The sequence below is a fragment of the Virgisporangium ochraceum genome (assembly GCF_016863655.1).
In the GTDB taxonomy this organism is placed as follows: Bacteria; Actinomycetota; Actinomycetes; order Mycobacteriales; family Micromonosporaceae; genus Virgisporangium; species Virgisporangium ochraceum.
Genome location: NZ_BOPH01000102.1, coordinates 123,461 through 146,005, shown reverse-complemented (window position 1 = coordinate 146,005; position 22,545 = coordinate 123,461). Strand labels below are relative to the sequence as shown.

Below are 22,545 nucleotides of genomic sequence, written 5' to 3'. Positions count from 1 at the left end.
AAAGGGGTACAGGGCGGCAGATGAAGGCGGGGGCATCCGTGATCGGCGTTGCCTAGCAACAAGACCATGCGGGCCACCTGCGCGACGAAGACGTCCCCGCAGCTCAACCGGTACCGGCCGGACATCGGCAGCACCCCGAGGATCAATGACGCCAAGCTGATCACCGTCGCTGTCCCGCAGGTCCTACCCGGCCACGGCAACGAGACCCGCTGGCTATGCCGAGCCCTCTGGTCCCGTGGACAACGGCTACCGCGACCGGCCCGCACCGACCGCCACTATCTAGGGCAGGGAGACCGCGGTCTCCCTGCCCAGCCACGCCAGCAGCTGCCGGTGCACCGCGTCGGCACCGACGAGGGTGCCGTCGACCGGCCAGTCCGTGGGCCGGATGAGGACCGGGCGGTTCTGCCAGCCGCCCAGGCCGCCGTGCGAGCCGGTCAGCTCCTCGAACGCGGTGACCTCGTCGGTGGTCGCGTCCCACGCGCTGTTGATGACGAGGTCGCCCACGTGCGCGAGGCCGTCGTGGCGGCGCAGGTCGTCGGCCGCGTACGGGCCGAAGGGACCGAGCGGGTCGACGCCCTCGACGCCGCCGCCCGTCAGGTAGTGGCGGCCCTCCGGGCCCAGCACCACCGGCCCGTGCGCGCGGGTACGGACCATGACCCAGCCGATCCCGGCATGCCCGGTCAGCCCCTTGAGCAGCCGCGGGTGGGCCTCGTCGATCTCCTCCATCGTCAACCGGCCGGGCCGGTCGGCCAGGTAGACCATGCCGAGGTTCCCGGAGGCGACGACGACGACCCGGGCGGCCGGAGCCGGCTCGGGACCGGTCTCCGCGCCGGCGGGCACCCGCCCGGTGATGCCCGCGCGCAGCGTGTCGGCGCGGCCCCGGTGCTCCTCGGCGCCGGTGGCCACCACGTCGGAGTCGTGCACGGCGGTGAGCCGGCGCACGAGGTCCTCCAGGCCGGTGCCGTACCGCTGCAGGAACGTGGGCCCCTGGCTCTGACCGTGGTCGGAGAGCACCACGAACCGGTACGGGCGCGGTGCCGCGGCGGCGACCCGTTCCAGGGTGAACAGGACGTTGTCGATGCCCTCCAGGGCCGCGAGCGACTCCGGCCGGGCCGGGCCGGCGTGGTGGGCTATCTCGTCGTAGTCGACGAAGTCGCAGAACACGACCGGCGCCCCGCGCATCATGTGCTCGGCGACGATCGACAGGTTGAGGTGACGCAGCAGCACGTTGGTGGCGCCGCGCAGCATCACGTACGCGGCCGTACGGGGGATCCGCGGCTCGACGTCACGCAGCCGCTGGCGGCGGGCCTGGTGCAACTCCTTGACGATCTCGCCGACGGTCAGCACGAGCGCGTGGGTGAGGCCGAACGGGTCGAGCAGGTACGTGGTCAGGTAGCGGGCCGGGCGGCCGGGGCCACCCCGGCGGCCGGCGGTGCTCATCGTCAGCAGGCTGGTCGGCGCGTCACCGGAGAACACGTTGCTCACGCTGACCCCGCCGTCGGCGAGAAGGCCGCGGCCGTCGGACATCCGGGCCTCGACCATCGCGCTGTCGTGCGGCCGGTTGGTGACGACGAGCCGGCCCGCCTCCTTCTCGTACCAGCGGAACGCCGGCACGTGGTCGCTCCCGCCGTGCAGGAGGCCGGCCTGGCTGGCCGGCGTCGTCGCCGGGAGCTGCGCGTGCCACTCGTCGAGCGTGTGGCTGCCCGACCGCAGCCAGCGGCCCAGGGTCGGCAGGTTGCCGCAGCGCACCGCCCACCCGGTCAGCGGCGCGGACAGGCCGTCGACCTGCACGACGACGACGCCGGGTACCGCCGTGGGCGCCGCGGCCCGCCGGTGCCGCCGGTTGAGCCGGGTCAGGTGGCGGGCCAGGACCGACAGGTCGCCGGCGGTGACGAACCACAGCACCACCGAGACCAGCGTCCCGTACAGCCACGACGCCCAGAACACCGGCCAGAAGCCGTCGAGGTGCATCCCGGGTGTCACCGACAGCGCCAGGTAGAGCAGGAGGGCCTGGCTCAGCAGCCAGCCGAGCGCGACGCCGGCCCAGCCGACCCACGTGAGCAGCCGGACCAGCAGCGGACGCAGGACGGCCGCCACCACCCCGAGGACGAGGGCCGCCAGCAGCACCGTCCAGCCGCTGTCGGCCGTGACGCCCGGCACCAGCCACACGGTGACCCCGAGCACCGCCCAGTCCAGCGCGACGATGCCGAGCACGCGCGGCAGGCGCCGCTCCCCGGACGCGTCACCGTTGTCCATCGGTCCCCTCCTGCGCCTGTGCCTGTGCCTGCGCCGCCGCGGACGGTCGACGGCCGAGCCGCGACGCGTGCGCCGGTCCGGGAGCCACGTGGTCGCGCGCGTCGCCGGCGGCCATGCGCGCGCCGAAGCGTCCGGCCAGCGGGGACGCGCTGAGCCCGTGCGCCAGCACGCTAGACAGCACCGTGATCACCACCACCGCGACGGCGGGACCGGCGGCGTCGCCGAGCTCCTCGATCGCCAGCAACGCGAACACCACCGACGCCAGTCCCCGCGGCCCGAACCACCCGACGAACAGCACCGCCGAGCGCGGCAGCCCCGCGCCGACGAGCGTCACCGCGACCGGCACCATCCGCAGCACGGTCAGGCTGAGCGCCGGGTAGAGCAGCACCGTCCAGCTCAGGTGCTCCACGACGAGCGGCACGGCGACGACGCCCACCAGCAGCCACACCAGCAGCGAGGTCAGGCCGGCCGTCTGCTCGACGTAGTAGACGGCGGCCGGCCGTCCCTGACCGGCGACGTGACCGAACGCGATGCCGCCGACGAACGCGGCGGTGAAGCCGTTGGCGTCGATGGTCAGCGCGACGGTGTAGCAGACCAGCGCGAGCGCCAGCACCGCCGGACCGGCGAACAGGTCGTCGACCCAGCCGCGGCGGCGCGCCGCGCGCAGCACCCAGCCACCGGCCGCACCGGCGAGCACGCCGACGGCCACCCCGAGCGCCAGTTCGACCAGCGCGTGCACGGGTTCGGAGCCGTCGTGGCCGGCCTCGGCGGCCGCGCCGGCCAGGGCGACCAGCACGACGGGCGTCACGATGCCGTCGTTGAGCCCGCTCTCGACGTTGAGGACGCGACGGATCCGCACCGGCACCGCCGGGTGCGTGATGACGACCGCACCGAGCGCGGCGTCGGTCGGAGCGAGCGCGGCGCCCACGAACAGGGCCAGCCACAGGCCCAGACCACCGAACATCCACCACGCCGACAACCAGCCGGCCACCACCGTCACCGGCAGGGCGACCGCGAGCAGGCGCACGTAGAGCCCGGCGTCGGCCCGCAGCTCGCGCACGCCGACCCGGGCGGCGTCGGAGAACAGGACCCACACGAGCGTGATCTCGGCGAGCAGGTGCACCGTGCCGCCGTCCGGGTCCAGCGCACCGGACAGGACGACGCCGAGCAGCACGAACACGATGGGCGCCGTGAGGTCGGCGCGTTGCAGCCGCGCCGACAGCACTCCCCAGCCGAACACCGCGGCGGCAACGACCGCGAGGGCACCGGTGGTCACGGCTCATCCGACCGCGACGGCCCTACCTGGCGGATCGCCCCACACGGATGAGGTCGTGACCGCCCACCCCGCTCTCATCCGCCGCGGATGGCGCGACCGGTCGGAGGTGCGGGCGAGCATGCGAAAGGTCCGAAGCACGAGAGAGGCAATCGGGTGAAGCCGCTGCTGATCGCCGTCGCAGTCGTCCTGCTCCTCGGGGTGGCGACGGTGCTGTACGTGCGCCGTCGGCGGGTCGTGAACGCGGACGGCGCGTTCCGGTGCCGCGTCCGGCTGACCGCCGGCCGCTGCTCCGAATGGCCCCGGTTACGGCACCGGTGGTCACGACACCGGCTGTCGGCCCGGTGGAACGGTGACGACCTCGTCGTCAGGCGGGGGCCGTTGCTCCTGGTCCGGGTGACGCTGCGGGGCCGGATCCGCCACGCCGGCGTCCACCAGCTGAGCGCCCTCGACGTGGCGGGGCTCGGCCACCGGCCGGTCTCCATCAAGCTCGACCTGCCCGACGGGTCGCGCGTCGAGGTCGCGGCCATGGACCTGGACCGGACGAGTCTCGTCGGGCCGTATCTCGCCGCCGCTCTGCACGACCTGCCCCGGGCACCCCGGCGCCGGCGACGGATCTGGGAACCGGACTCCTGACCGTCGATACCCACAACCCCGAAAGGTGAACAGAATGTCGGACACGCAGGAACGTCAGGCCGGCCCGTCTCTCGCCGACGTCCGGTCGCAGGAACCGACCGGATGGGTCGGACTGGTGATCTTCGCCGGGATCATGCTCGTGATGCTCGGCGGCTTCCAGGCCATGGAGGGCATCGTCGCGATCATCCGGGACGAGTACTACATGGTCACCCGCAACGGTCTGGTGATCGACCTCGACTACACGACGTGGGGCTGGACCCACCTGATCCTCGGGCTGGTCGCCGCCGGCGCCGGCATCGGCATCTTCATGGGACAGATGTGGGCCCGCGTCCTCGGCATCGTCGTGGCCGTGATCAGCGCCCTGGTGAACATGGCCTTCCTGGCCGCGTACCCGATCTGGGTCACGATCGTGATCGCCACCGACGTCCTCGTCATCTACGCGCTGGCCATGCACGGCCGCGAGGTCAAGACCCACTACTAGGCCGCGTCACGGCGCGACCGGCGGAGGTGCACGGTGGCCCAGGGCGTGGCACGGTCGGGACGCGCGGCGCGGTTCCGGGGACGGTTGAACGGAACCGCGCCGCGCGCGGCCCTGGCGCCGGCACCGCCGGCGGTTCCGCGCGGGGCGGTCGTCCTGCTCGGGATGGCCGGCGCGGTGGTGACGATCGGCGGCATGCGCGTGGTCGCCGGCTTCCTCGCGCCGCTGCTGCTCGCGTTGATGCTGGCCGTGACGGTCAGCCCGTTGACCACGTGGCTGCGCGGGCTGGGCACGCCGACCTGGCTCGCGACGACGGCCACCGTGACCACGGTGTACCTCCTGCTGTTCCTTCTCGGCGGGGCGTTGGTGCTGTCGGTCGCCCGGCTCATCGACCTGCTGCCCGCCTATGCGGACGAGCTGGCGTCGCTGCGCGGCGACCTCACCGGCGCCGTCGAGGCGCTCGGCGGCGGCGGGCAGTCGGTGCGCGACCTGATCGCCACCGTGGAGCCGGGCACGATCGAGTCGGTGCTCGCCGACGTGCTCGGCACCGTGGCCGGGGTGGCGTCGAACTCGATCTTCCTGCTGGCGGTGCTGCTGTTCATGTGCCTCGACGCGGCGCACCTGCCCGACCGGCTGGAGGTCGCACAGCGGGAGCGCCCGCAGGTGGTCGGCGCGCTGCGCTCCTTCGCGCAGGGCACCCGGCGCTACCTGCTGGTGTCGACGATCTTCGGCCTGATCGTGGCGGTCATCGACACCGGTGTGCTGTGGGCGCTCGGCATCCCGCTGCCCCTGCTGTGGGGTCTGCTCTCCTTCATCACCAACTACATCCCGAACATCGGCTTCGTGATCGGGCTGATCCCGCCGGCGCTGCTCGGGCTCTTCGAGGGCGGGCCCGACCTGATGCTGTCGGTCATCGTGCTGTACAGCGTGGTCAACTTCGTGATCCAGTCGATCATCCAGCCGAAGGTCGTCGGCGACGCGGTCGGCCTGTCGACCACCGTGTCGTTCCTGTCGCTGGTGTTCTGGGCGTGGGTGCTCGGCCCGCTCGGCGCGCTGCTCGCGATCCCGTTGAGCCTGCTGGCCAAGGGCCTGCTGGTCGACGTCGACCCGGCGACGCGGTGGATCGCGCCGCTGCTGTCCGGCGGCTCGACCGCTCCGGCTGCGCCCCGAAGCGGACCGGGACGCCGGTGAGCCGGCCCGGCGACGCCCTCCGGGCGCTGCGCCGCGGCGCCTCCGGCGTGACCGACCACGGCCCCGGCCGCATCCTGGTGGCATCGGTGGCCGGGTTGGCTCGGGTGCAGATCTTCGACCGGGCGATGACCGTCGCCGCGCAGGCGTTCACGTCGATCTTCCCGATCCTGATCCTGCTCGCGACGCTGCTCGGCCGCGGTGCCAGCGCCCGGGTCGCCGACGCCGCCGACCTTCCCGCCGCCACGCAGCGGCTGCTCGACGACACCCTGCGCGGCTCCGGCATCGGCGCGTTCGGCGTCGTCGGCGCGCTGGTGGTGCTGGTCTCGGCCACCGGACTGTCGCGCGCGCTGGCCCGCGCGTACGGCGCCGTATGGGACCTTCCGCGCGTACGCGGGGGTATGGCGATGGCGCCACGGTGGCTCGCGGCGGTCCTCCTGCTGTGCGCGTTCCTCGTCGGCAGCCGGCTGCTCGAGTGGGTCACCGACCGGATCCCACCGTCACACCTGACCTCGGCCGTCCTGCTGTCGCTGGCCGACATCGGGGTGGCGGTGCTCGTCCCGTGGCTGGTGCTCGGCGGTGCCGTCCGGACGCGCGAGCTCGTCCCCGGTGGCGTCCTGTTCGGTCTGGTGATGCTGGTGCTGCGACCCGTCGCGTCGGTCGCGCTGCCGCACGCCATGGACGTCAGCGTCGAGCGCTACGGGACGATCGGGCTCGCGTTCACGTACGTGAGCTGGCTGTACGCGCTGTCCTTCGCCCTGCTCGCCACGGCCGTCGTCGGCCACGCGCTGGCCCGCGACCCGGGACACCTCGGACGGCTGGTCCGCGGGAACATCCGACACGTCGACCCGCAGGGCGGGGGTGCGGTCCTGCTCCCGGCACAGCAGCAGCAGGGCCCGGGCGTCGGCGACGGTCGGGCGCGACCGGTCGACGGCCCGGGGCCAGAGGCGGGCGTGGCGCACCGCGGCGACCTCCGCCGCGAGGACCAGCCCGTGGCTCAGCAGGCTGAGCAGCGTGAAGACGCCCGCGACCGTCGCGAAACCGCCGTAGACCGGACCGGCACCGGCCACCAGGAACGCCAGTAGCCGCGTGCCCAGGTGCAGCATCGCCGCCACCAGGGCGGCGCCGATCGCCGCCGGCAGGCACAGCTCGCGCACCGGCACCGGACGGTCGAGCAGCAGCCACCCGCACGCCAGCAGCACCGCGAAGGCGATCACGGCCGACCCCGACGCCACGACCACCCGCCCGGTGAGCGGCAGGCCGGGCAGCGCGGCGACCACCACCGTCAGGCAGCCGACCGCGACGACCCCGACGAGCAGGACCACCACCGTCAGCACCGCGCGCAGGAACCGGACGACCGCACCGGCCCGGTCGCCGCGCGGGACGGCCGCGACGTGGTTGACCGTCCGGTCGACCGAGTACGCCACGCCCGTCGCCGACAGCAGCAGCCCGACGAGGCCGGCGACGAACGCCAGCGTCGACGTCGGCAGCGACGCCAGCGCCTCGTCGACCGTGGCACCCAGCGCCGGCGGGACGATCGCCTCCACGACGCTCTCGCGCAGCCCCGCGTCGCGGACCAGCGCGCGCGACACCACGGCGACGCCCAGCAGCAGCAACGGGAACACGCTGAGGAACCCGTAGTAGGCGATCAACGCGGCGTCGCGGCCCGCCTCGTCGTCGTCGTACTTGCGCAGCACGGCGTACGGGAACGCCAGCACCGCGTGGCGCCGCTGGACCCGGTCGACCCACGCGAGCATCCGCCGCGGAGGGTTCTCACCCGATCGGGGTGAGGCAGCCGTGCGGCCGGAGGCGGATCGTCGGGGACGACCGCTGCCGACCACCGGGAGACGACGATGACCGACATTCCGGCGACGCGAGACACCGGGCGTCCAGCCCCCTCGGACGGCCTGCGCGCGAGCCTCACCAGCCAGGAGGTCGTCATGCGCGACTCCGGCCTCTTCCCGTGGTGGTCGCTCGTCGCCCTGGGCACGCTGTCGGTGCTGGTGGGCGTCGTCGCGTTGGCGTGGCCCGACGCGACGCTGCGCGTGCTGGCCTGGCTCGCCGGTGTCTGGGTGGTGATCAGCGGGCTGATGCGCATCTTCGGCGCGTTCGTCACCGGTCGCGGGGTGGGCCGGCAGGTGCTGTCGGGGATCGTGGGCGTCGTCCTCGTCCTCATCGGCGCCGCCTGCCTGCGCGACCTGGTGACGTCCGTCGCGCTGCTGTCGGTGGTGGTCGCGATGACGTGGCTGCTGAGCGGCATCGCCGAAGCGGTCATGAGCGTCGACGCGAAGGGCCGGACGCGGACGGCGCTGGCCGTCATCGGCGTCGTGTCGATCCTCATCGGGCTGACGTTCCTGTTCGTGCCGGAGCTGTCGCTGTTCGTCCTGGTCGTCATGACCGGCCTCGGCTTCGTCGCCACCGGCGCGCTCCAGGTCGTGGTCGGTTTCCAGCTCCGCCGCCCGGGCGACGGGACCTGACCCCGCGGCGTCGGTCACCGCCGCCCGCTCCACCGCGGTTCGACGCTCCTCCACTCCCGTTGCCAGGCCGCCATCCGGCGCCGGTTCAGCGACCGCCGCACGGCCGCCAGGACGCACGCGTACACGACGACGGCGAACGAGGTGACGGCGAGCCCGACACCGACCGACGCACCCAGCGGGTTCGACGTGGGCGGTTGCATCGGGTTACCGCGGATGTCCGTCCAGATGGCGACCGTCGAACCGGCGCGGCCGTACGCCGGCGGCTCCAGCTGTCCCGTCCGGACCGTCCCGTCCGGTGCCGTCCAGCGCGCCGGCACCAGCAGCAGCGTGGCACCGTCGTCGGTGTAGGTCCGTTCGGCCCTGTCCGCGTCGGCCAGGAGCACCGCCTGCACCAGGAACAGCATGTCCCGCTGCCGGTCGGCGGCCGACGTCGCGCGCTCGTAGGCGTCGCCGGCGCACCACCACACCGCGAACGGAGCGGTCACCAGGACGGCGATCGTCAGCAGCACGGTGAACCACGTCTCGAACCGGTCCGTGGGGCGGCGCAAGGGGTTCCGCCCGATCCCGGCCCGACGGGCGCAGCGCCTCAGCGACTCCATCTCGTACCCCTCATGTCCGGCCTTCCGCCGCCACAAAGGTCTCCGCCCACCGCCGGCGGGGCATCATCCCGCACGGACGATGCCGCCGGCCGGCGCGCCCGACATCGTTGGCACACAAGCCGACGAGGGGTGGAATCCATGGGCGACGACACGGACAAGATGCAAGGCGCACGGCTCCTGATCACCAGCTCGGCGCTCCTGGCCGCGGCCGCGGCGCTCGGGATCGCCGGCATCGGCCTGGCCACGGTGGCGGTCGGAGCGATCGCACGGCGCCGGATCAACCGGATGGAGGTGCCACCGAGCGAGCTCGCCCGGCGGCAGTGGCGGCAGGCCAGGGCGGCGGTGCGGGCCGGCGCCGGCGCGTGGCGCCGCAACGGCGGGGAACTGTTGGTCTCCGACGTCGGCGCGCCGCTGCCGGCCGGCCGCGAGGCGGCCGTCAGCTCCTGACCCGCGACCGCACAGCACGAGGCCCCGCCGTCCGGCGGGGCCTCGCCTCATGCCGGGTCAGGAGTCGAACGCCGCGTCCTCGACCTCCGTGCCGTGGACCATCAGCGCGTACACCACGAGGATGTCGAACACGACGATGGTGAGGCACCACAGCGGCGTGACCGAGATGAACGCGACGTTCGACAACAGGCTCACCACCGCGACGACGATCGCGATGACGCGGGCCCACAGCTGAGCCAGCATGACGCCGAAGCCGGTGACCACGGCGAGGGCGCCGAGTCCGATGTGGATCCAGCCCCACGCCACGTAGCCCACCGGAACGAGCAGGTCGTCCTGGGTCACCAGGAAGTACTCCTCGTCGAACAGGGCGACGACGCCCATCAGGATCTGGAAGAGCCCGACGAGGAGCAGCATCGACGCCGCGAAGAAGATCCAGCCGACCCATGCCCGGGAGTACCCGCTCATCTCCTCGCCCCCTCCGGACTCGTAATAGGCACAGCCTCCGGCGTCCCGGTCCCCGCGTACCTCCTCCCGCGGGGATGACGGGGGAATCCGCGGGTCGATCCGCGGGTCAACAGGTGTCCGCCATGGCCGTTCCGAGCCGGTGGACGGTCTCGCGGAGCCAGGCCGCCGCGTCACCGACGGCCGACAGCGTCATCGGTCCCGGGTCGGCGCGGGCCGCGGTCACGGCCGTCCGGAGGTCGGCCGCCGCCTTCTCGATCGTGTCGACCTCCGTGGCGTACTGCGCCCTGGCGTCGTCGACGAGCTGCACGAGGGCGTGCCGCAGGTCCTCCAGGTCCGTCCGGACCTGGGACAGGCCGTTCTCGCTGACGTTCGCGTTGCGCAGGTCGTCTGCCGAGGCCTGCACCGAGTCGTAGCTGTCGCACACCGCGGGCCGGTCCGGCTCGTCGGCGCAGCCGCCGAGGACCAGGACCACCGCGACGGCGGCGACGAGTCTGGAGATGGGTCGCATGCCGCCAGCGTGGACCCCGGACGGCCGCGGGCGTTCATTCACGCGGGATGAACCGGCGGTCACCCGCCCGACCGATCGTGGCATCAACAGACGCGACATCGAAAGGTGGTTCCGGATGGCAACCCGGCGACGGAGCGGGATCGGAGATACCGACAGCCTCACGACGTGGGTCGGGTGGGTGGCCTTCGCCGGCATCGTCATGGCGACGGTCGGCATCCTCAACGTCATTCAGGGGTTCGTCGCCGTCTTCAACGACGACTACTACACCCCCGTCGACTCGGGTCCCGTCGCGACCATCGACTACGCGGTGTGGGGCTGGGTGCTCGTCGGTTTCGGCGTGCTCCTGATGGTGACGGGCTACGGGGTCGTGTTCGGACGCACGTGGGCCGACGTCGTCGGCGTGGTTCTCGCCGTCGGCGACGCGATCCTGAACTTCGCCTTCATGTCGGCGTATCCGATCTGGAGCGCCATGGCCCTCGCGCTTGACGTGATCGTCATCTACGCGGTGGCCGTACACGGCCGCGAGGCCAAGGTCCTCCGAACGGCCTGACGGCCACGACGACACAGAAGGGTAGGGCGATGACGACGTTCACGGTATGGAAGTTCGACGACCCGAACGGCGCCGGCCAGGCGGCCGAGGCACTCAAGTACGCGGAACGGGACGGGCTCGTCCAGGTGCACGACCACGCCGTGGTCACCTGGCCCGTCGGCGCGTCGAAACCGACCACCGAGCACGGGCACGAGGGCAGATGGCACGGCGCCGGATGGGGTGCCATCTGGGGCGTCCTGCTCGGCGCGCTGTTCTTCGTACCGGTGGTCGGCGGCGTCGTGGGTGCCGGGCTCGGTCTGCTCAGCAAGGCGACCGAGGGCACCGGCATCACCAGGGACGAGCTGGCGAAGATCCGTACCGGGCTCACCGAGGGCTCCTCGGCGCTGTTCACGGTGACCGAGCACGGCGACCTCGACCGGCTCGCCGAGCGCTTCCACGGCATGAACAGCACACTGGTCAGCACGAACCTCACCGACGAGGAGAAGAAGATGCTCCTCGAGTCGTTCGGACGGTGACCCGGACGATGCACCGACGCCCGCGCGTTGCACGCGCGGGCGTCGGCGTTCGCGGTGGTGCCGCGGTCAGAACGGTGTGGGGATCATGCGCAGCGGAAGGTCGGGTTCCTTGTACCCGTTGGGCTTCTGCCGCTTGGGCAGCTTCACGTCCACCCGGTCGAGCGGCTCGTAGGGGACGTGCTTGAGCAGGTGCGTGATGATGTTGAGCCGGCCCCGCTTCTTGTCGTTGGTGACGGCGACGTTCCACGGCGCCCACGCCGTGTCGGTGGCGCGGAACATGTCGTCGCGGGCGCGGGAGTAGTCGTACCACCGGCTGTAGGACTTCAGGTCGAGGTCGGACAGCTTCCAGACCTTGCGCGGGTCGTGGATGCGGCCCTCCAGCCGCCGGGTCTGCTCCTCCGGGCTGACCTCCAGCCAGTACTTGAGCAGGATGACGCCGGAGTCGACGATCGCCCGTTCCACGCCGGGCAGCGCCTGGAGGAAGCTCCTCGTCTGCTCCTCGCTGCAGAAGCCCATGACCCGCTCGACGCCGGCGCGGTTGTACCAGCTGCGGTCGAAGATGACGACCTCGCCGGCCGCCGGCAGGTGCGGCAGGTAGCGCTGGATGAACATCTGGGACCGCTCGCGCTCGGTCGGCGCCGAGAGTGCCACGACGCGGAACGTCCGCGGGCTGACCCGTTCCATGATGGCCTTGATGACGCCGCCCTTGCCGGCCGTGTCACGCCCCTCGAACACGACGCACACCTTGGCACCGGAGGCCTTCACCCACTCCTGCATGGCGACGAGCTCGCCGTGCAGGCGGCGCAGCTCCCGCTGGTACTCCTTCTCCTTCATCCGCGGTCGCTTCTTCTCCTGCTTCTCCAGGACCGCCGTGTTGTGCTCAGCCATTGCCGTCTCCCGTCGGGTCGGTGGTGCGGGCGCGGGCCGGTGCGACCGCGAGGCGGGCGTCGATCGTCGCCCGGGGTACGCGTCGCCGGCGGATCCACTTGCCCACCTCGATGACCACGAGCAGCGGCAGCGTGAGTCCGAGGCAGGCGAGCCACTGCGGACCCGTCAGCGGCTGGGTGAGGAGCGCGTCCTGGAGGAAGTCGATCCGGGTGGCCAGCACGACCAGGCCGGCCGGGACCAGCGCGACCGCCAGGGCCTTCAGGATCGGCGCACCCAGCCCGCTGCCCGGGTCGCGCCGGTTCATCAGCGCGTTGACGACGGTCCCGAAGCCCATCACCACGAACGTCATCGTGAGCGCGGCGCTGGGCGCCTCGGAGCTCGGGTCGTCGGGCCCGGCGACGAGGGGCACGAGCGCGCCGAGGAACAGGGTCACGGCGTACAGCAGCCAGAACAGGATCGACGTGCGGTTGCTGATCGGCACGGCCGGGTCGCGCGGCGGCCGGTGCATGACGTCGGGGTCGCCGGGGTCCTGCGCGATGATGATCACGCCGGCGGCGGTCGCGAAGAACAGCAGGTACAGCACCATCGACGGGGTCATCGCGACGCCGTCGTTGATGTTGAACGCGGTCGCGGTGACGAACAGCAGCACCAGCGACAGCAGCTGGGTCATCTGGTAGCGCACGTAGGCCACGATCTTCTCGTAGACGCGCCGGCCGATCTCGACCGCGCGCACCAGCGTGCCGAAGTTGTCGTCGGTGAGGATCATCCGGGCCGCCTGCTTGGTGACCTCGCTGCCGCTGCCCATCGCCACACCGATGTCGGCCTGTTTCAGCGCCGCGGCGTCGTTGACGGCGTCGCCGGTCATCGCGACGATCAGCCCCTGCTCCTGCATCGCGCGGGCCAGGCGCAGCTTGTCCTCCGGCGAGACCCGCCCGAACACGTGCAGCCGCGGCAGCCGGTCGGCCAGCTCCGTGTCCGACATGGCCTGCAGCTCGGCGCCGGTGGCGGCGCCCGGGCCGAGGCCCAGCGTCTCCCCGATCGCCCGCGCGGTGACGGCGTGGTCGCCGGTGATCATCCGCACGTCGATGCCGGCGTCGAGCGCGGTCCGCACGGCCGCCTTCGCCTCGGCCCGCAACGGGTCGATGATGCCGACCATGCCGACGAAGACCAGCTCGCGGGTCATCGACATCGGGTCCGACACCGCCGCCGGAACCTGCTCGTCAGGGATGATCCGCGCGGCGAACGCGAGCACCCGCAGGCCCTTGCCCGCCATCCGCTCGTTGGCGGCGTCGATCTCGGCACGCCTGTCGGCGATCGGCCGCAGCGGACCGTGCAGCGACGACCCGACGTGGGAACAGCGCACGAGGACGACGTCGGGGCCGCCCTTCACCAGCTCGACCAGCTGCTCGGTGCCGTCGACCGGCAGCCGGTGGTAGGTGGCCATGAACTTGTAGTCCGAGTCGAACGGGACCTCGGCGAGGCGGGGGTGCGCCCGGCGGGCCTCGTCGGCGTCGATCCCGAGCTTCGCGGCGAGCACGACCAGCGCCGCCTCGGTCGGGTCGCCGATCACGCTCCCGTCGTCGGCGACGGTCGCGTCGCTGTCGAGCGCCAGGCCCAGGGCCACCCGGGTGAAGTCGGGCACCGGGGCGCCCGTCGCCGACGTGATCGCGCCGGTCTTGCGGTACCCCTCCCCCTCGACGGTGAACCAGACGCCGCCGACGTAGAGGACCGAGACCATCATCTCGTTCATCGTCAGGGTGCCGGTCTTGTCCGTGTTGATGGCGCTCGTCGCGCCGAGGGTCTCCACGTCGGTCAGGTTCTTCACCACGGCCTTCGCGTCGGCGAGCTGGCGCGCGCCGTAGGACAGCAGCGCCGAGACGAACGCCGGCATGCCGGTCGGGATCGCCGAGATCGCCATCGCCGTGCCGAGCAGGAGGATCTGCTCGAGCGGCATGCCGCGGATCCCCGCGATCACGACGATGAACGCGACGGCGGTCCACGCGATGGCGCCCAGCACCTTCGTGAGGGACCCCAGCTCCTTCTGCAGCGGCGAGCGGGTGCGCGTCACCGAGGTCAGCATCGAGGCGATCCGGCCGAGCTCGGTCCGCATGCCGGTGGCCGTCACGACCATGGTCGCCGTTCCGCGGGTCACCGACGTGTTCTGGAACAGCATGTCGCTGCGGTCACCGAGCGGAACGTCCGTCGTGGACAGTGTCGCGGCGCCCTTCGGCACCGGGGCGCTCTCCCCGGTCAACGCCGCCTCCTGCACCTCCAGCGTCGCGGAGTGGACGATCCGCCCGTCCGCCGGCACCAGGTCGCCGGCCTCGACGTGGACCATGTCGCCGGGCACGAGGTCGACGGCCGGTACGAGCGTGACCGTCGTGTCCCGCAGCACGCGGGCCTGCGGAACCTGCAGGCGCGAGAGCGCGTCGACGCTCGCGCGCGCCGACAGCTCCTGCCGGGCGCCAAGCACCACGTTGAGCGCGATCAGCAGCCCGACGATGAGTGCCGTCGACACCTCGCCGATGAGCAGGCTGACGACCACGACCGCCACCAGCATGATGTTCATCGGGTCGCGCATCTCCTGCAGCGCGACCATGAACGCCGACGGCGGCTTCTCCGCGGCGATCCGGTTCGGTCCGTACTTTCCCAGGCGGGCGGCCGCCTCGGCGGCGCCGAGGCCCGTTCCGGTGTCGCTGGTCAGGGCGGCCACCACCGCGTCGGCGTCCTGCGCGAACCAGGGCCGGCCGTCGGCACCGACGTCCGGTTTCGGCTCTACGGCGCTGCTGGTTTCGGTCATGGGGGCGCCTCCTGTCCGGTGTCAGGCGTGCCCTCCACCGTTGACGGACCCCCGTGCGGATCACCTCACCCGGCGTGGATGGTTCGCTTCACCCGTGGTCGTCGGGGCGGCGCCGGCCCATCCGCGCGGAGCGATGTCCGGGGGCGACCCGCCCGCCTACGGTCGCCGCATGAGAGCGGCAGTCTGCCGGCGAGCCGGCGCGGCGATGCTTCTGGCCACCTTCGTCCTTCTCGGTGCGGGCGCGTGCGAGGGCGGCGGTGGCGATGGCACCTCGCTGCCCAGCGGTCGCCCGTCGACGGACCGGACCGTGACCCGGCCGACCGACGACACCCAGGAAACCCCCAAACCGACCGACGACCGCACCGGCCGGCCCACCCGCACCGAGGACGCGACCCCGACGGCCCGCCCGACCGAGGCGCCGCCGACGACCGCGCAGCCGGCGCCCACCACCGGGCAGCCCCGGCCCGAGCCGACCCGGGCGCAGCCGACCCAGGCGCCGGAGCAGCCGCCGGACACCGCGCAGGCGGCCCCGCCGGCGCAGCAGCCGGTCCAGCCGGCCACCACACCGCCGGCGGCGTCGGACGTCGCCGCCGAGTCCACCGGCAGCGGTGACGTGTGGTGCCTGCTGCTGATCCTGATGGTCGGCCTGCTGGTGGGCGGCCTGGTGCTGTGGCGCACCCAGCACCGGTCGGACTGGGACACCGACGCGGCCAACCTCGTCGGCGCGACCACCGCCGTCCTGAACCGCCTGCCGTCGATGCTGACCACCACGACGGCCGGCGAACGCGCGCTGACCTGGCCACCGCTGCGCGACGACCTCGGAAACCTGATGGGCAGCTGGGACGTGCTGGCGAGCCGGACGGCCGACGAGGAGCGCCGGGCGTGGGCCTACGAGGTCCGCACGTCGCTGCAGGACCTCGTCGACGCCGTGGACCAGGAGAACGAGGTCCTGGCCGCCGACCGCGAGTGGCGGCTGCTGCGTCCGCGCGTGATCGCGGCGCAGGAGGCGCTGGCCGCGGTGCTGTCGGCGCGACCGCAGCCGGGCACGCCGGCACCGAGCATGGCCGGTCGACCGGGTCAGCCCGGCGCGGCGGGCTACGGCGCCACGCCCTACGGGTCCGGCGCCGGCGACGAGCCCCGGGCCACGGACTACCCGCCGCGGCACGCCGCGCCGCCACCGGATCTGTCGGGTCCGTCGGAGCGGCCCACCTACCCGCCCGAGCCGCCCGACCCGCCCGGATACGGCGACGGGCCCCCGTTCACCTCACGCGGGTGACGACCCCGCCCCGTCCGGCGGCGCACGCTTCGGCCGTGGTGACCACGCAACCGACCCGGCGCGCCGGACGCGCCGACGTGCTGCTGGCCATCGGGCTGCTCGTGGCCGTGGCCGCGGCGGGCCGGCTGGGGCCACGGCACACCATGGTGGTCGCCGGGCCGATCGGGGCGGTCGTGATGCTGGTGCTGGCCCGCCGGGCGGGTCTCGACCTCGACGCGGTCGGGCTCGGCCGGCGGTCGTGGCGGCGGGGCGCGGCGTTCGCGGCGGTGTCGGTCGCGGCGGTCGGCGCGGTCTACGTCGTGGGCGCGCTGGTTCCGGCGACCCGGTCCGCGTTCCTCGACGAGCGGTACCGGGACGACGTGGGCACGGCCCTGGTCACCGCGACCGTCGTGGTCCCGCTCGGGACGGTGCTGTTCGAGGAGGTCGCGTTCCGGGGCGTGCTGTGGGCGCTGGTCCGCGACCGGCACGGAACGGTGTGGGCGACGGCGGTCTCGTCGACGCTGTTCGGTCTCTGGCACGTGCTGCCGTCGCTGCGGCTCAACGAGGTCAACCCGGCCGTCGCCGGTCTCGTGGGCCCGGGCGCGGGCGGGCGGACCCTCGCCGTGGCCGGAGCGGTCGTGTTCACCACCGCGGCGGGAGTGCTGCTGTGCGAGCTGCGACGGCGCAGCGGCAGCCTGCTGGCGCCGGCCGGGCTGCACTGGGCCGTCAACGGCCTCGGGATCCTCGTCTCCGCAGGTGTGTCGCGCTGACGCTCGTCATGGAAGAGGGGAACCGATGTCCCGGGTACGCGCACTGCTGCTGGACCGGTGGCACTACACCTACGTGGGCCTTGCCGGTGCGACCGTCTTCTTCTGCCTGTCGCTGACCCCGTCGCTGCTCCCCCGCGGCGCGGTGCTGCAGGGTCTGATCAGCGGGGTCCTCACCGCGATCGGGTACGGCCTGGGCGTCCTCGCCGTCTGGATGGTCGGTTCGCTGACCACCCGCACCCTGCCCGCGCCCGGCCGCGTGGCGTGGTGGTCGCTGGCCGGGGTCGCCGCGGCGGCCGTCGTCGTGTTCCTGTGGCTCGGCTCCGGCTGGCAACGCGACATCCACCGGCTGATGGGCGTCGACCCGCCCGCGCGGCCCGGCTACGTCATCGTGCTGCTCGTGGCCGTGGTGGTCGCGGTGGCGCTGGTCGGGCTGTTCCGGTTGCTACGCAAGGGCGCGAGAGCCCTCGCCCGCCTGCTCGGCCGGTGGATCCCCGCCCGCGCGGCGGCCGTCCTCGCGGGGACCGTGGTCGTCGTGCTGGCGCTGGGCGTGCTCAACGGCGTCGTCATCGACGGGTTCTTCGCGGTCACCGACACGTCCTTCAAGGCCGCCAACGGCGAGGACAAGCCCGACAGCAGGCAGCCCGAGTCCGCGTTGAAGTCGGGCGGGCCGGGTTCGCTGGTCACGTGGGCCTCGCTCGGCCGGGAGGGCCGGGCCTTCGCGAGCGGGAGCCCCGACACCGCCGCGCTGGAGCGCTTCTCCGGAAGCCCGGCGCGGGAGCCGATCCGCGCCTACGTCGGCCTCGACGGCGCGCCGACCTCGCGCGAACGCGCCGCGCTCGCGGTGCGCGAACTCGAACGCACCGGCGCGTTCACCCGCAGGGTGCTGTGCGTCGTGACCACCACCGGCTCGGGCTGGATCGACGAGCAGGCCGTCGACCCGCTGGAGTACATGTACAACGGCGACACGGCCATCGTCGGGATGCAGTACTCGTACCTGCCGAGCTGGCTGTCGTTCCTGGTCGACAAGCAGCGTGCGAAGGACGCCGGCCGCGACCTGTTCAATGCCGTCTACGGCGCCTGGAGCAGGCTGCCGGCGCAGCAGCGGCCGAAGCTGCTCGTGTTCGGGGAGAGCCTCGGCTCGTTCGGCGCCGAGCCGGCGTTCAGCGGCGTCGACGACATCCGCAACCGGGTCGACGGGATGGTGCTCGTCGGCCCGCCCAACAGCAACGAGCTGTGGGGCGAACTGGTCGCCGACCGCGACCCCGGCAGCACCGAGATCCTGCCGCGCTACGGCAACGGCGACACGGTGCGCTTCGCCATCGAGCCCGGCCACGACCTCGACCAGCCGTCGACCGCGTGGGACGGCCCCCGCGTGGTGTACCTGCAGCACCCGTCGGACCCGATCGTGTGGTGGTCGCCCCGGTTGCTGGTCAGCCGCCCCGACTGGCTCGAGGAGCCCCGCGGCCACGACGTGCTCCCGGCGATGCGGTGGATCCCGTTCGTCACCTTCTGGCAGGTCACCGCCGACATGGCCTTCGCCACCGGCGTTCCCGCCGGGCACGGCCACAGCTACGGCACGGAGACCGCGCTGGCGTGGGCACGCGTCCTGCCCCCGGACGGCTGGACGGCCGAGCGCACCGCGGCGCTGACCGGGGTCGTGGCGAAGGGATGACCGTGCCCCGGACGACCGCGGACGAGCTGCTGGAGCTGCTCGGCCCGCTCACCGGCTGGCTGCTCCGGTCGAGCTTCGAGGGGACGACGCGGTGCGAGGCGACCGTCCACGGGATCGCCCACCGTTACGGCCACCCGGTCGAGGCGGTGTTCCTCGCCGACGCCGCGCTGCTCACCGTCGGCGGGCGGACGCTGACGTACTCGCGCGAGCCGACCGTGCCGCCGCTCGACCACGTCTCGCGGGTCCACGCGCTGGTCGCCGAGATCCACCGCGACGGGCCGGCACCCCGCGAGGCGGCCCGCAGGCTCGACGCGATCCTCGCCGGGCCGCCGACCGGCATCCGCGGCTCACGTTCGTCACCCCGATCCAGCTGCTGGTCCCGGCGCTGTTCTACTTCATCCCCGGCGACGCGATCACCGCCGCCGCCCTCGAGCTGGCGACCAACCGGCTGACGGCCGGGGCCGCACGCCTGGTCTACAGCGTCGCGATGCTGCTGATCCTCGCGTTCGGCGCGCTGCTCGCCACGGTGCTGCTCGGGGTGCCGCACGGGGACCTGTTCGACGTGGAACCGGGCACCCTCGGTCCACTGTGGACGTGGACCGGTTGGCTCCTGTTCGCCGTGGGGGGTGATGCTCGCCTTCTCTATGGCGGCCCGCGACTTCCCGTGGGCGCTCGGCCTCATCCTCGTCACCGCCGCGGTCGCCGAGGTCGGCACCCGCGCGGCGGGCGAGGCGGCAGGCACCTTCCTCGCCGCGGCCGTGACGACCGCGACCGCGTTGCTCGTCTCGCGGCGGCCGGGACGCCCGCCCGCGTACGTGCTGTACCTGGGCGCGTTCTACGTCCTGACGCCGGGGTCGCACGGCCTGCGGGGCTGGAGAGCTGGATCGGCGGCCACCCGGTGCAGGGGGTCACCGGCGTCGCCGACATGGTCGGGCTGATCGTCGCCATCGCGGTGGGAATGCTGGTCGGCGCCGCCGCGGTCGCGTCCCGGCGACCGTGACGGCGGCGGATGCTCCCGTCCCATGGAACGGGCCGGTCCCTGACAGGAACCGGCCGTAGTCTGTCCGTGCCGCCAGGTTCGCGAGGTCGAGCTCACGGGGAGGCGCGCGGTGGGTACGGGAGCCACGAACGTGTTGACCGTGGCGGCACTGGTGGTACTGGGCGGATGCGCCGGACCGCCCGACGCCGCGCCGACTCCGTCTCCCACCGGCCCGACGGCGTCGGTGTCGGGCGCGGCCGACGCGTTCGCCGCGTTGCGGCGCCCCTGGGCGCATCCGCCGGTCGCGGCGGGGGCCACCTGTCCGGTGGCGACCGAGGTGCAGCGGCCCGATCCCGGGCTGGGCCCGTTGCTGGGCACCGGTCCGGCCCGGCCCGCGGGTGTCGGTACCGGCGCGGTGCTGCACTACGAGTCCCCGACGCGGGGCGGCACCTGGACCGACCGCACGTGGGGCGGGCAGAAGGTGCTGTGGGCGGTCGACCCGGCGACCACCGGCCCGGTACTCGTCCGCGGCCGGCAGCTCGACGGCCAGGGCGGGCTGGCGTTCGAGGATCCGGCGCAGCCGGAGCTGCGCCTGAACACCGGCTCGTACGAGGGCCAGACCGGTGGCTGGCGCGACTATCCGAGCTTCACGCGGGTCAAGGCGCCGGGCTGCTACGCCTACCAGGTCGACACCGGGGCCGGCACGTGGTCGATCGTGTTCACCGCCCGTGGCCCGGTCGTGTGAGGATCCCTGCCGGCACGGTCGGGTTCCTCGCCGTCCTGACGGTCGTGCGGCTGGCGGTCCTGCGGGTGGAGAGCCCGCTCGGCCGACGGGACGACGGCCAGCCGCCGCGCCGCGCCGGCTGGCGGCTGCCCGACTCGACGGGCGTGCCACGCCCGGATCCTCGACGGCGCCGGGGTGCCGCGGTGAGCGCCGTCGTCGTGACCGCGCTGCAGGTCTCCGTGGCGCTGGTGCTGATCGCGGCCGGTGCGATGAAACTGGCCGACCTCACCGGGTTCGTGTCCACCGGGCCGACGCCGGGCCGGCGTCAGCCGTGGGCGACGACCTTCTCCGGCCGGATGGTGAGGATCACCCGCACGTCGGCGTCGGTGATGGTGTAGCTGCGGCCGTACCGCTCCTGCAGCCCCTGGTAGAACGACGCCTGCGCGTCGTCGTCGGCGATGTTCTCGACGACGCCGCGGATCTCCAGGAAGCGGTACGGGTTGTCCGGGTCGGCGATCGACAGCGCCAGCCGCGGCTCGTTCTGGAGGTTGCGGTACTTCTGCCGCGTCTTCGTGTGGGTCATCTGCACGCGGTCGCCGGTCCACCGGAACCACATCACCTGGGTCTGCGGCGACCCGTCGGGCCGCACCGTCGCCAGGTGGGCGAACAGCGGACGCTCGAGCAGGTCGGTGTGGCTGTCGGGAACTTCGTTGGACACGGTGGGCGACCCCTTCGGACGTAGCGGACCCCGATGCTACCGGGCATCGGGGCGCGCGGCCGGTCAGAGCGCCGGTCGCACCGGCTGGCGCGTCGCCGTGGGGAGCCGCGTGACGGACGGGCGGGTGTCCTGGCCGGTTGCGTACAGGGTGCCGGTGTGGAGCAGTTTGTTCGGCGAGCCCTGGACGTCGGTGATCCGGTTCGGGGTCGCGTCGGTGATGATGGCGGCCCGCACCTGGGCCGGCGTCCAGGTGGGGTGGGCGGCCAGGTACAGCGCGGCGGCGCCGGCCACGTGCGGGGTGGCCATCGACGTGCCGGTCATCGTGCCGGTGCTGGTGTCGCCGGTCCTGGTCGCGGACAGCACGGCCGAGCCGGGCGCGAGGACGTCGACGCAGGTTCCGTGGTTGGAGTACGGGGCGCGCCGGTCGGTGCTGTCGGTGGCGCCGACGGTGATCGCGTCGGGCTGGCGGGCCGGGGACACGGTGCAGGCGTCCTTGTTCTCGTTGCCGGCGGCGAGGGCGTAGGTGACGCCGGAGGCGATGGAGTTCCCCACCGCGGCGTCCAGGGTCGGGCTGGCGCCGCCGCCGAGGCTCATGTTCGCCACGGCCGGCTTCACGGCGTTCCGGGTGACCCAGTCCACACCGGCGATGATCGCGGAGTACGCGCCGGACCCGGTGCAGTCGAGCACCCGCACCGACACGATCCTGGCCTGCTTCGCCACCCCGAACGTCCGCCCGGCGACCGTGCCGGCGACGTGCGTCCCGTGGCCCTGGCAGTCCGACGCGTCGGCGTCGTTGTCGATGAAGTCGTACCCCGAGCGGGCCCGGCCGCCGAACTCGCCGTGCGACAGGCGCACGCCGGTGTCGAGGACGTAGGCGGTGACGCCCGCCGCCGTACCGGGGTAGGTGTAGGTGCCGGTGAGCGGCAGGGTGCGCTGGTCGATGCGGTCCAGGCCCCAGGTGGCACCCGACTGCGTCGTCGACATCGTCACCGTGCGGTCCTGCTCCACCGACGCGACCGCCGGGTGGGCCGCCAGCCGCCGGGCGCGCGTCTGCGACAGGGTCGCCGCGAACCCGCGCACCGCGGCGCCGTACTCCGTCGTGACCGTGGCGGTGTACCGGGCCGCGAGGCTCCGCGCGAAGCCGGGCTTCGCGGTCTCGGCGGTGTCCCGCAACGTCACGATGTACCGGTCCCTGATCGCGCCGACGGCGCCGGCGTTCGCGACCGTGCCCTCCGCCGCGGCGGCGCTGCCCGCGCCGACGCCGACAGCGCAGGCGGCGGCCAGGCCGCCGGTCACGGCGGCGGCGACGACTCGTCCGACAAGCGTGGGGGTTCGCACGTCGACCAT

General features: G+C 73.3%; 23 protein-coding genes and 2 pseudogenes. 15 read left to right on the top strand and 10 right to left on the bottom strand.

What is annotated here, in order from left to right; translation table 11 throughout:
- Positions 1–279: 279 nt before the first annotated feature.
- Positions 280–2,256 (bottom strand): phage holin family protein, encoded by a 1,977-nt coding sequence (locus Voc01_RS37685; RefSeq protein ID WP_203932457.1) that lies wholly within the window; start codon positions 2,254–2,256, stop codon positions 280–282.
- Complete coding sequence (locus Voc01_RS37680) at positions 2,243–3,532, bottom strand: cation:proton antiporter (RefSeq protein ID WP_203932456.1); 1,290 nt, start codon at positions 3,530–3,532, stop codon at positions 2,243–2,245. Before Voc01_RS37680 ends, Voc01_RS37685 begins: the two co-directional genes overlap by 14 nt.
- Before the next feature lie 153 nt (positions 3,533–3,685).
- On the opposite strand from Voc01_RS37680, the gene Voc01_RS37675 reads away from it, so the two are divergent.
- The 4 genes and pseudogenes from Voc01_RS37675 to Voc01_RS54815 all read left to right on the top strand — a co-directional run.
- Positions 3,686–4,165 carry a hypothetical protein gene (locus Voc01_RS37675; protein WP_239160775.1) on the top strand — a complete coding sequence of 160 codons (480 nt, stop codon included), beginning with the start codon at positions 3,686–3,688 and terminating at the stop codon, positions 4,163–4,165.
- 34 nt (positions 4,166–4,199) lie between these two features.
- Positions 4,200–4,646, top strand: a complete 447-nt coding sequence (locus Voc01_RS37670; protein WP_203932455.1) for a DUF7144 family membrane protein — start codon at positions 4,200–4,202, stop codon at positions 4,644–4,646.
- Between the two features lie 45 nt (positions 4,647–4,691).
- Positions 4,692–5,834 carry an AI-2E family transporter gene (locus Voc01_RS37665; protein WP_239160774.1) on the top strand — a complete coding sequence of 381 codons (1,143 nt, stop codon included), beginning with the start codon at positions 4,692–4,694 and terminating at the stop codon, positions 5,832–5,834.
- A gap of 125 nt (positions 5,835–5,959) precedes the next feature.
- A pseudogene (locus Voc01_RS54815) lies at positions 5,960–6,568 on the top strand (YhjD/YihY/BrkB family envelope integrity protein); the annotation flags it as partial.
- Positions 6,569–6,775: 207 nt separating this feature from the next.
- Here Voc01_RS54815 and Voc01_RS54810 read toward each other — a convergent pair.
- Positions 6,776–7,588 (bottom strand): annotated as a pseudogene (locus Voc01_RS54810) (YhjD/YihY/BrkB family envelope integrity protein); the annotation flags it as partial.
- A gap of 96 nt (positions 7,589–7,684) precedes the next feature.
- On the opposite strand from Voc01_RS54810, the gene Voc01_RS37650 reads away from it, so the two are divergent.
- Positions 7,685–8,308: an HdeD family acid-resistance protein gene (locus Voc01_RS37650; protein WP_203932454.1), complete on the top strand. Its 624-nt coding sequence runs from the start codon at positions 7,685–7,687 to the stop codon at positions 8,306–8,308.
- A gap of 14 nt (positions 8,309–8,322) precedes the next feature.
- Here the strand turns inward: Voc01_RS37650 and Voc01_RS37645 are convergent, their stop codons facing one another.
- The gene (locus Voc01_RS37645; RefSeq protein WP_203932453.1) at positions 8,323–8,907 is read right to left on the bottom strand and encodes an Rv1733c family protein; all 585 of its coding nucleotides are present in this window, start codon (positions 8,905–8,907) and stop codon (positions 8,323–8,325) included.
- A 138-nt stretch (positions 8,908–9,045) separates the two neighbouring features.
- On the opposite strand from Voc01_RS37645, the gene Voc01_RS37640 reads away from it, so the two are divergent.
- Positions 9,046–9,354: a hypothetical protein gene (locus Voc01_RS37640; RefSeq protein WP_203932452.1), complete on the top strand. Its 309-nt coding sequence runs from the start codon at positions 9,046–9,048 to the stop codon at positions 9,352–9,354.
- A gap of 57 nt (positions 9,355–9,411) precedes the next feature.
- Here the strand turns inward: Voc01_RS37640 and Voc01_RS37635 are convergent, their stop codons facing one another.
- Positions 9,412–9,819 (bottom strand): DUF7144 family membrane protein, encoded by a 408-nt coding sequence (locus Voc01_RS37635; protein WP_203932451.1) that lies wholly within the window; start codon positions 9,817–9,819, stop codon positions 9,412–9,414.
- 106 nt (positions 9,820–9,925) lie between these two features.
- Positions 9,926–10,327, bottom strand: a complete 402-nt coding sequence (locus Voc01_RS37630; protein ID WP_203932450.1) for a hypothetical protein — start codon at positions 10,325–10,327, stop codon at positions 9,926–9,928.
- A gap of 115 nt (positions 10,328–10,442) precedes the next feature.
- Between Voc01_RS37630 and Voc01_RS37625 the strand changes: the two genes are divergently transcribed.
- Positions 10,443–10,877 (top strand): DUF7144 family membrane protein, encoded by a 435-nt coding sequence (locus Voc01_RS37625; protein WP_203932449.1) that lies wholly within the window; start codon positions 10,443–10,445, stop codon positions 10,875–10,877.
- A gap of 29 nt (positions 10,878–10,906) precedes the next feature.
- Complete coding sequence (locus Voc01_RS37620; protein WP_203932448.1) at positions 10,907–11,392, top strand: DUF1269 domain-containing protein; 486 nt, start codon at positions 10,907–10,909, stop codon at positions 11,390–11,392.
- 66 nt (positions 11,393–11,458) lie between these two features.
- On the opposite strand, the gene ppk2 is transcribed toward Voc01_RS37620, so the two are convergent.
- A complete protein-coding gene (gene ppk2, locus Voc01_RS37615) occupies positions 11,459–12,280 on the bottom strand; it encodes a polyphosphate kinase 2 (RefSeq protein WP_203932447.1) in 822 nt (273 codons plus the stop codon).
- Positions 12,273–15,080, bottom strand: a complete 2,808-nt coding sequence (locus Voc01_RS37610) for a cation-translocating P-type ATPase (RefSeq protein ID WP_203932446.1) — start codon at positions 15,078–15,080, stop codon at positions 12,273–12,275. Before Voc01_RS37610 ends, ppk2 begins: the two co-directional genes overlap by 8 nt.
- A 169-nt stretch (positions 15,081–15,249) precedes the next feature.
- Here Voc01_RS37610 and Voc01_RS37605 point away from each other — a divergent pair, with 169 nt between their 5' ends.
- The 7 genes from Voc01_RS37605 to Voc01_RS37580 all read left to right on the top strand — a co-directional run bounded on the left by Voc01_RS37605 (position 15,250) and on the right by Voc01_RS37580 (position 20,878).
- Positions 15,250–16,356, top strand: coding sequence for a hypothetical protein (locus Voc01_RS37605; RefSeq protein WP_203932445.1), 1,107 nt, complete (start codon positions 15,250–15,252; stop codon positions 16,354–16,356).
- A 35-nt stretch (positions 16,357–16,391) separates the two neighbouring features.
- Positions 16,392–17,105, top strand: coding sequence for a CPBP family intramembrane glutamic endopeptidase (locus tag Voc01_RS37600; RefSeq protein WP_239160772.1), 714 nt, complete (start codon positions 16,392–16,394; stop codon positions 17,103–17,105).
- 25 nt (positions 17,106–17,130) lie between these two features.
- Entirely contained in the window at positions 17,131–18,777 is a 1,647-nt protein-coding gene (locus tag Voc01_RS37595; protein WP_203932444.1) for an alpha/beta hydrolase, read from the top strand.
- A gap of 2 nt (positions 18,778–18,779) precedes the next feature.
- The gene (locus Voc01_RS53490; RefSeq protein WP_239160771.1) at positions 18,780–19,229 is read left to right on the top strand and encodes a threonine/serine exporter family protein; all 450 of its coding nucleotides are present in this window, start codon (positions 18,780–18,782) and stop codon (positions 19,227–19,229) included.
- Complete coding sequence (locus Voc01_RS54805; protein WP_373873918.1) at positions 19,142–19,777, top strand: threonine/serine exporter family protein; 636 nt, start codon at positions 19,142–19,144, stop codon at positions 19,775–19,777. The genes Voc01_RS53490 and Voc01_RS54805 overlap by 88 nt, the downstream gene beginning before the upstream one ends.
- A gap of 139 nt (positions 19,778–19,916) precedes the next feature.
- On the top strand, positions 19,917–20,501 hold the full coding sequence (locus tag Voc01_RS37585) for a hypothetical protein (protein WP_203932442.1): 585 nt from the start codon (positions 19,917–19,919) through the stop codon (positions 20,499–20,501).
- Complete coding sequence (locus Voc01_RS37580; protein ID WP_203932441.1) at positions 20,498–20,878, top strand: hypothetical protein; 381 nt, start codon at positions 20,498–20,500, stop codon at positions 20,876–20,878. The genes Voc01_RS37585 and Voc01_RS37580 overlap by 4 nt, the downstream gene beginning before the upstream one ends.
- Here the strand turns inward: Voc01_RS37580 and Voc01_RS37575 are convergent.
- Both Voc01_RS37575 and Voc01_RS37570 read right to left on the bottom strand, forming a co-directional pair.
- A complete protein-coding gene (locus Voc01_RS37575; RefSeq protein WP_203932440.1) occupies positions 20,806–21,198 on the bottom strand; it encodes a PPOX class F420-dependent oxidoreductase in 393 nt (130 codons plus the stop codon). The genes Voc01_RS37580 and Voc01_RS37575 overlap by 73 nt on opposite strands.
- A 63-nt stretch (positions 21,199–21,261) precedes the next feature.
- A complete protein-coding gene (locus Voc01_RS37570) occupies positions 21,262–22,545 on the bottom strand; it encodes a S8 family peptidase (protein ID WP_203932439.1) in 1,284 nt (427 codons plus the stop codon).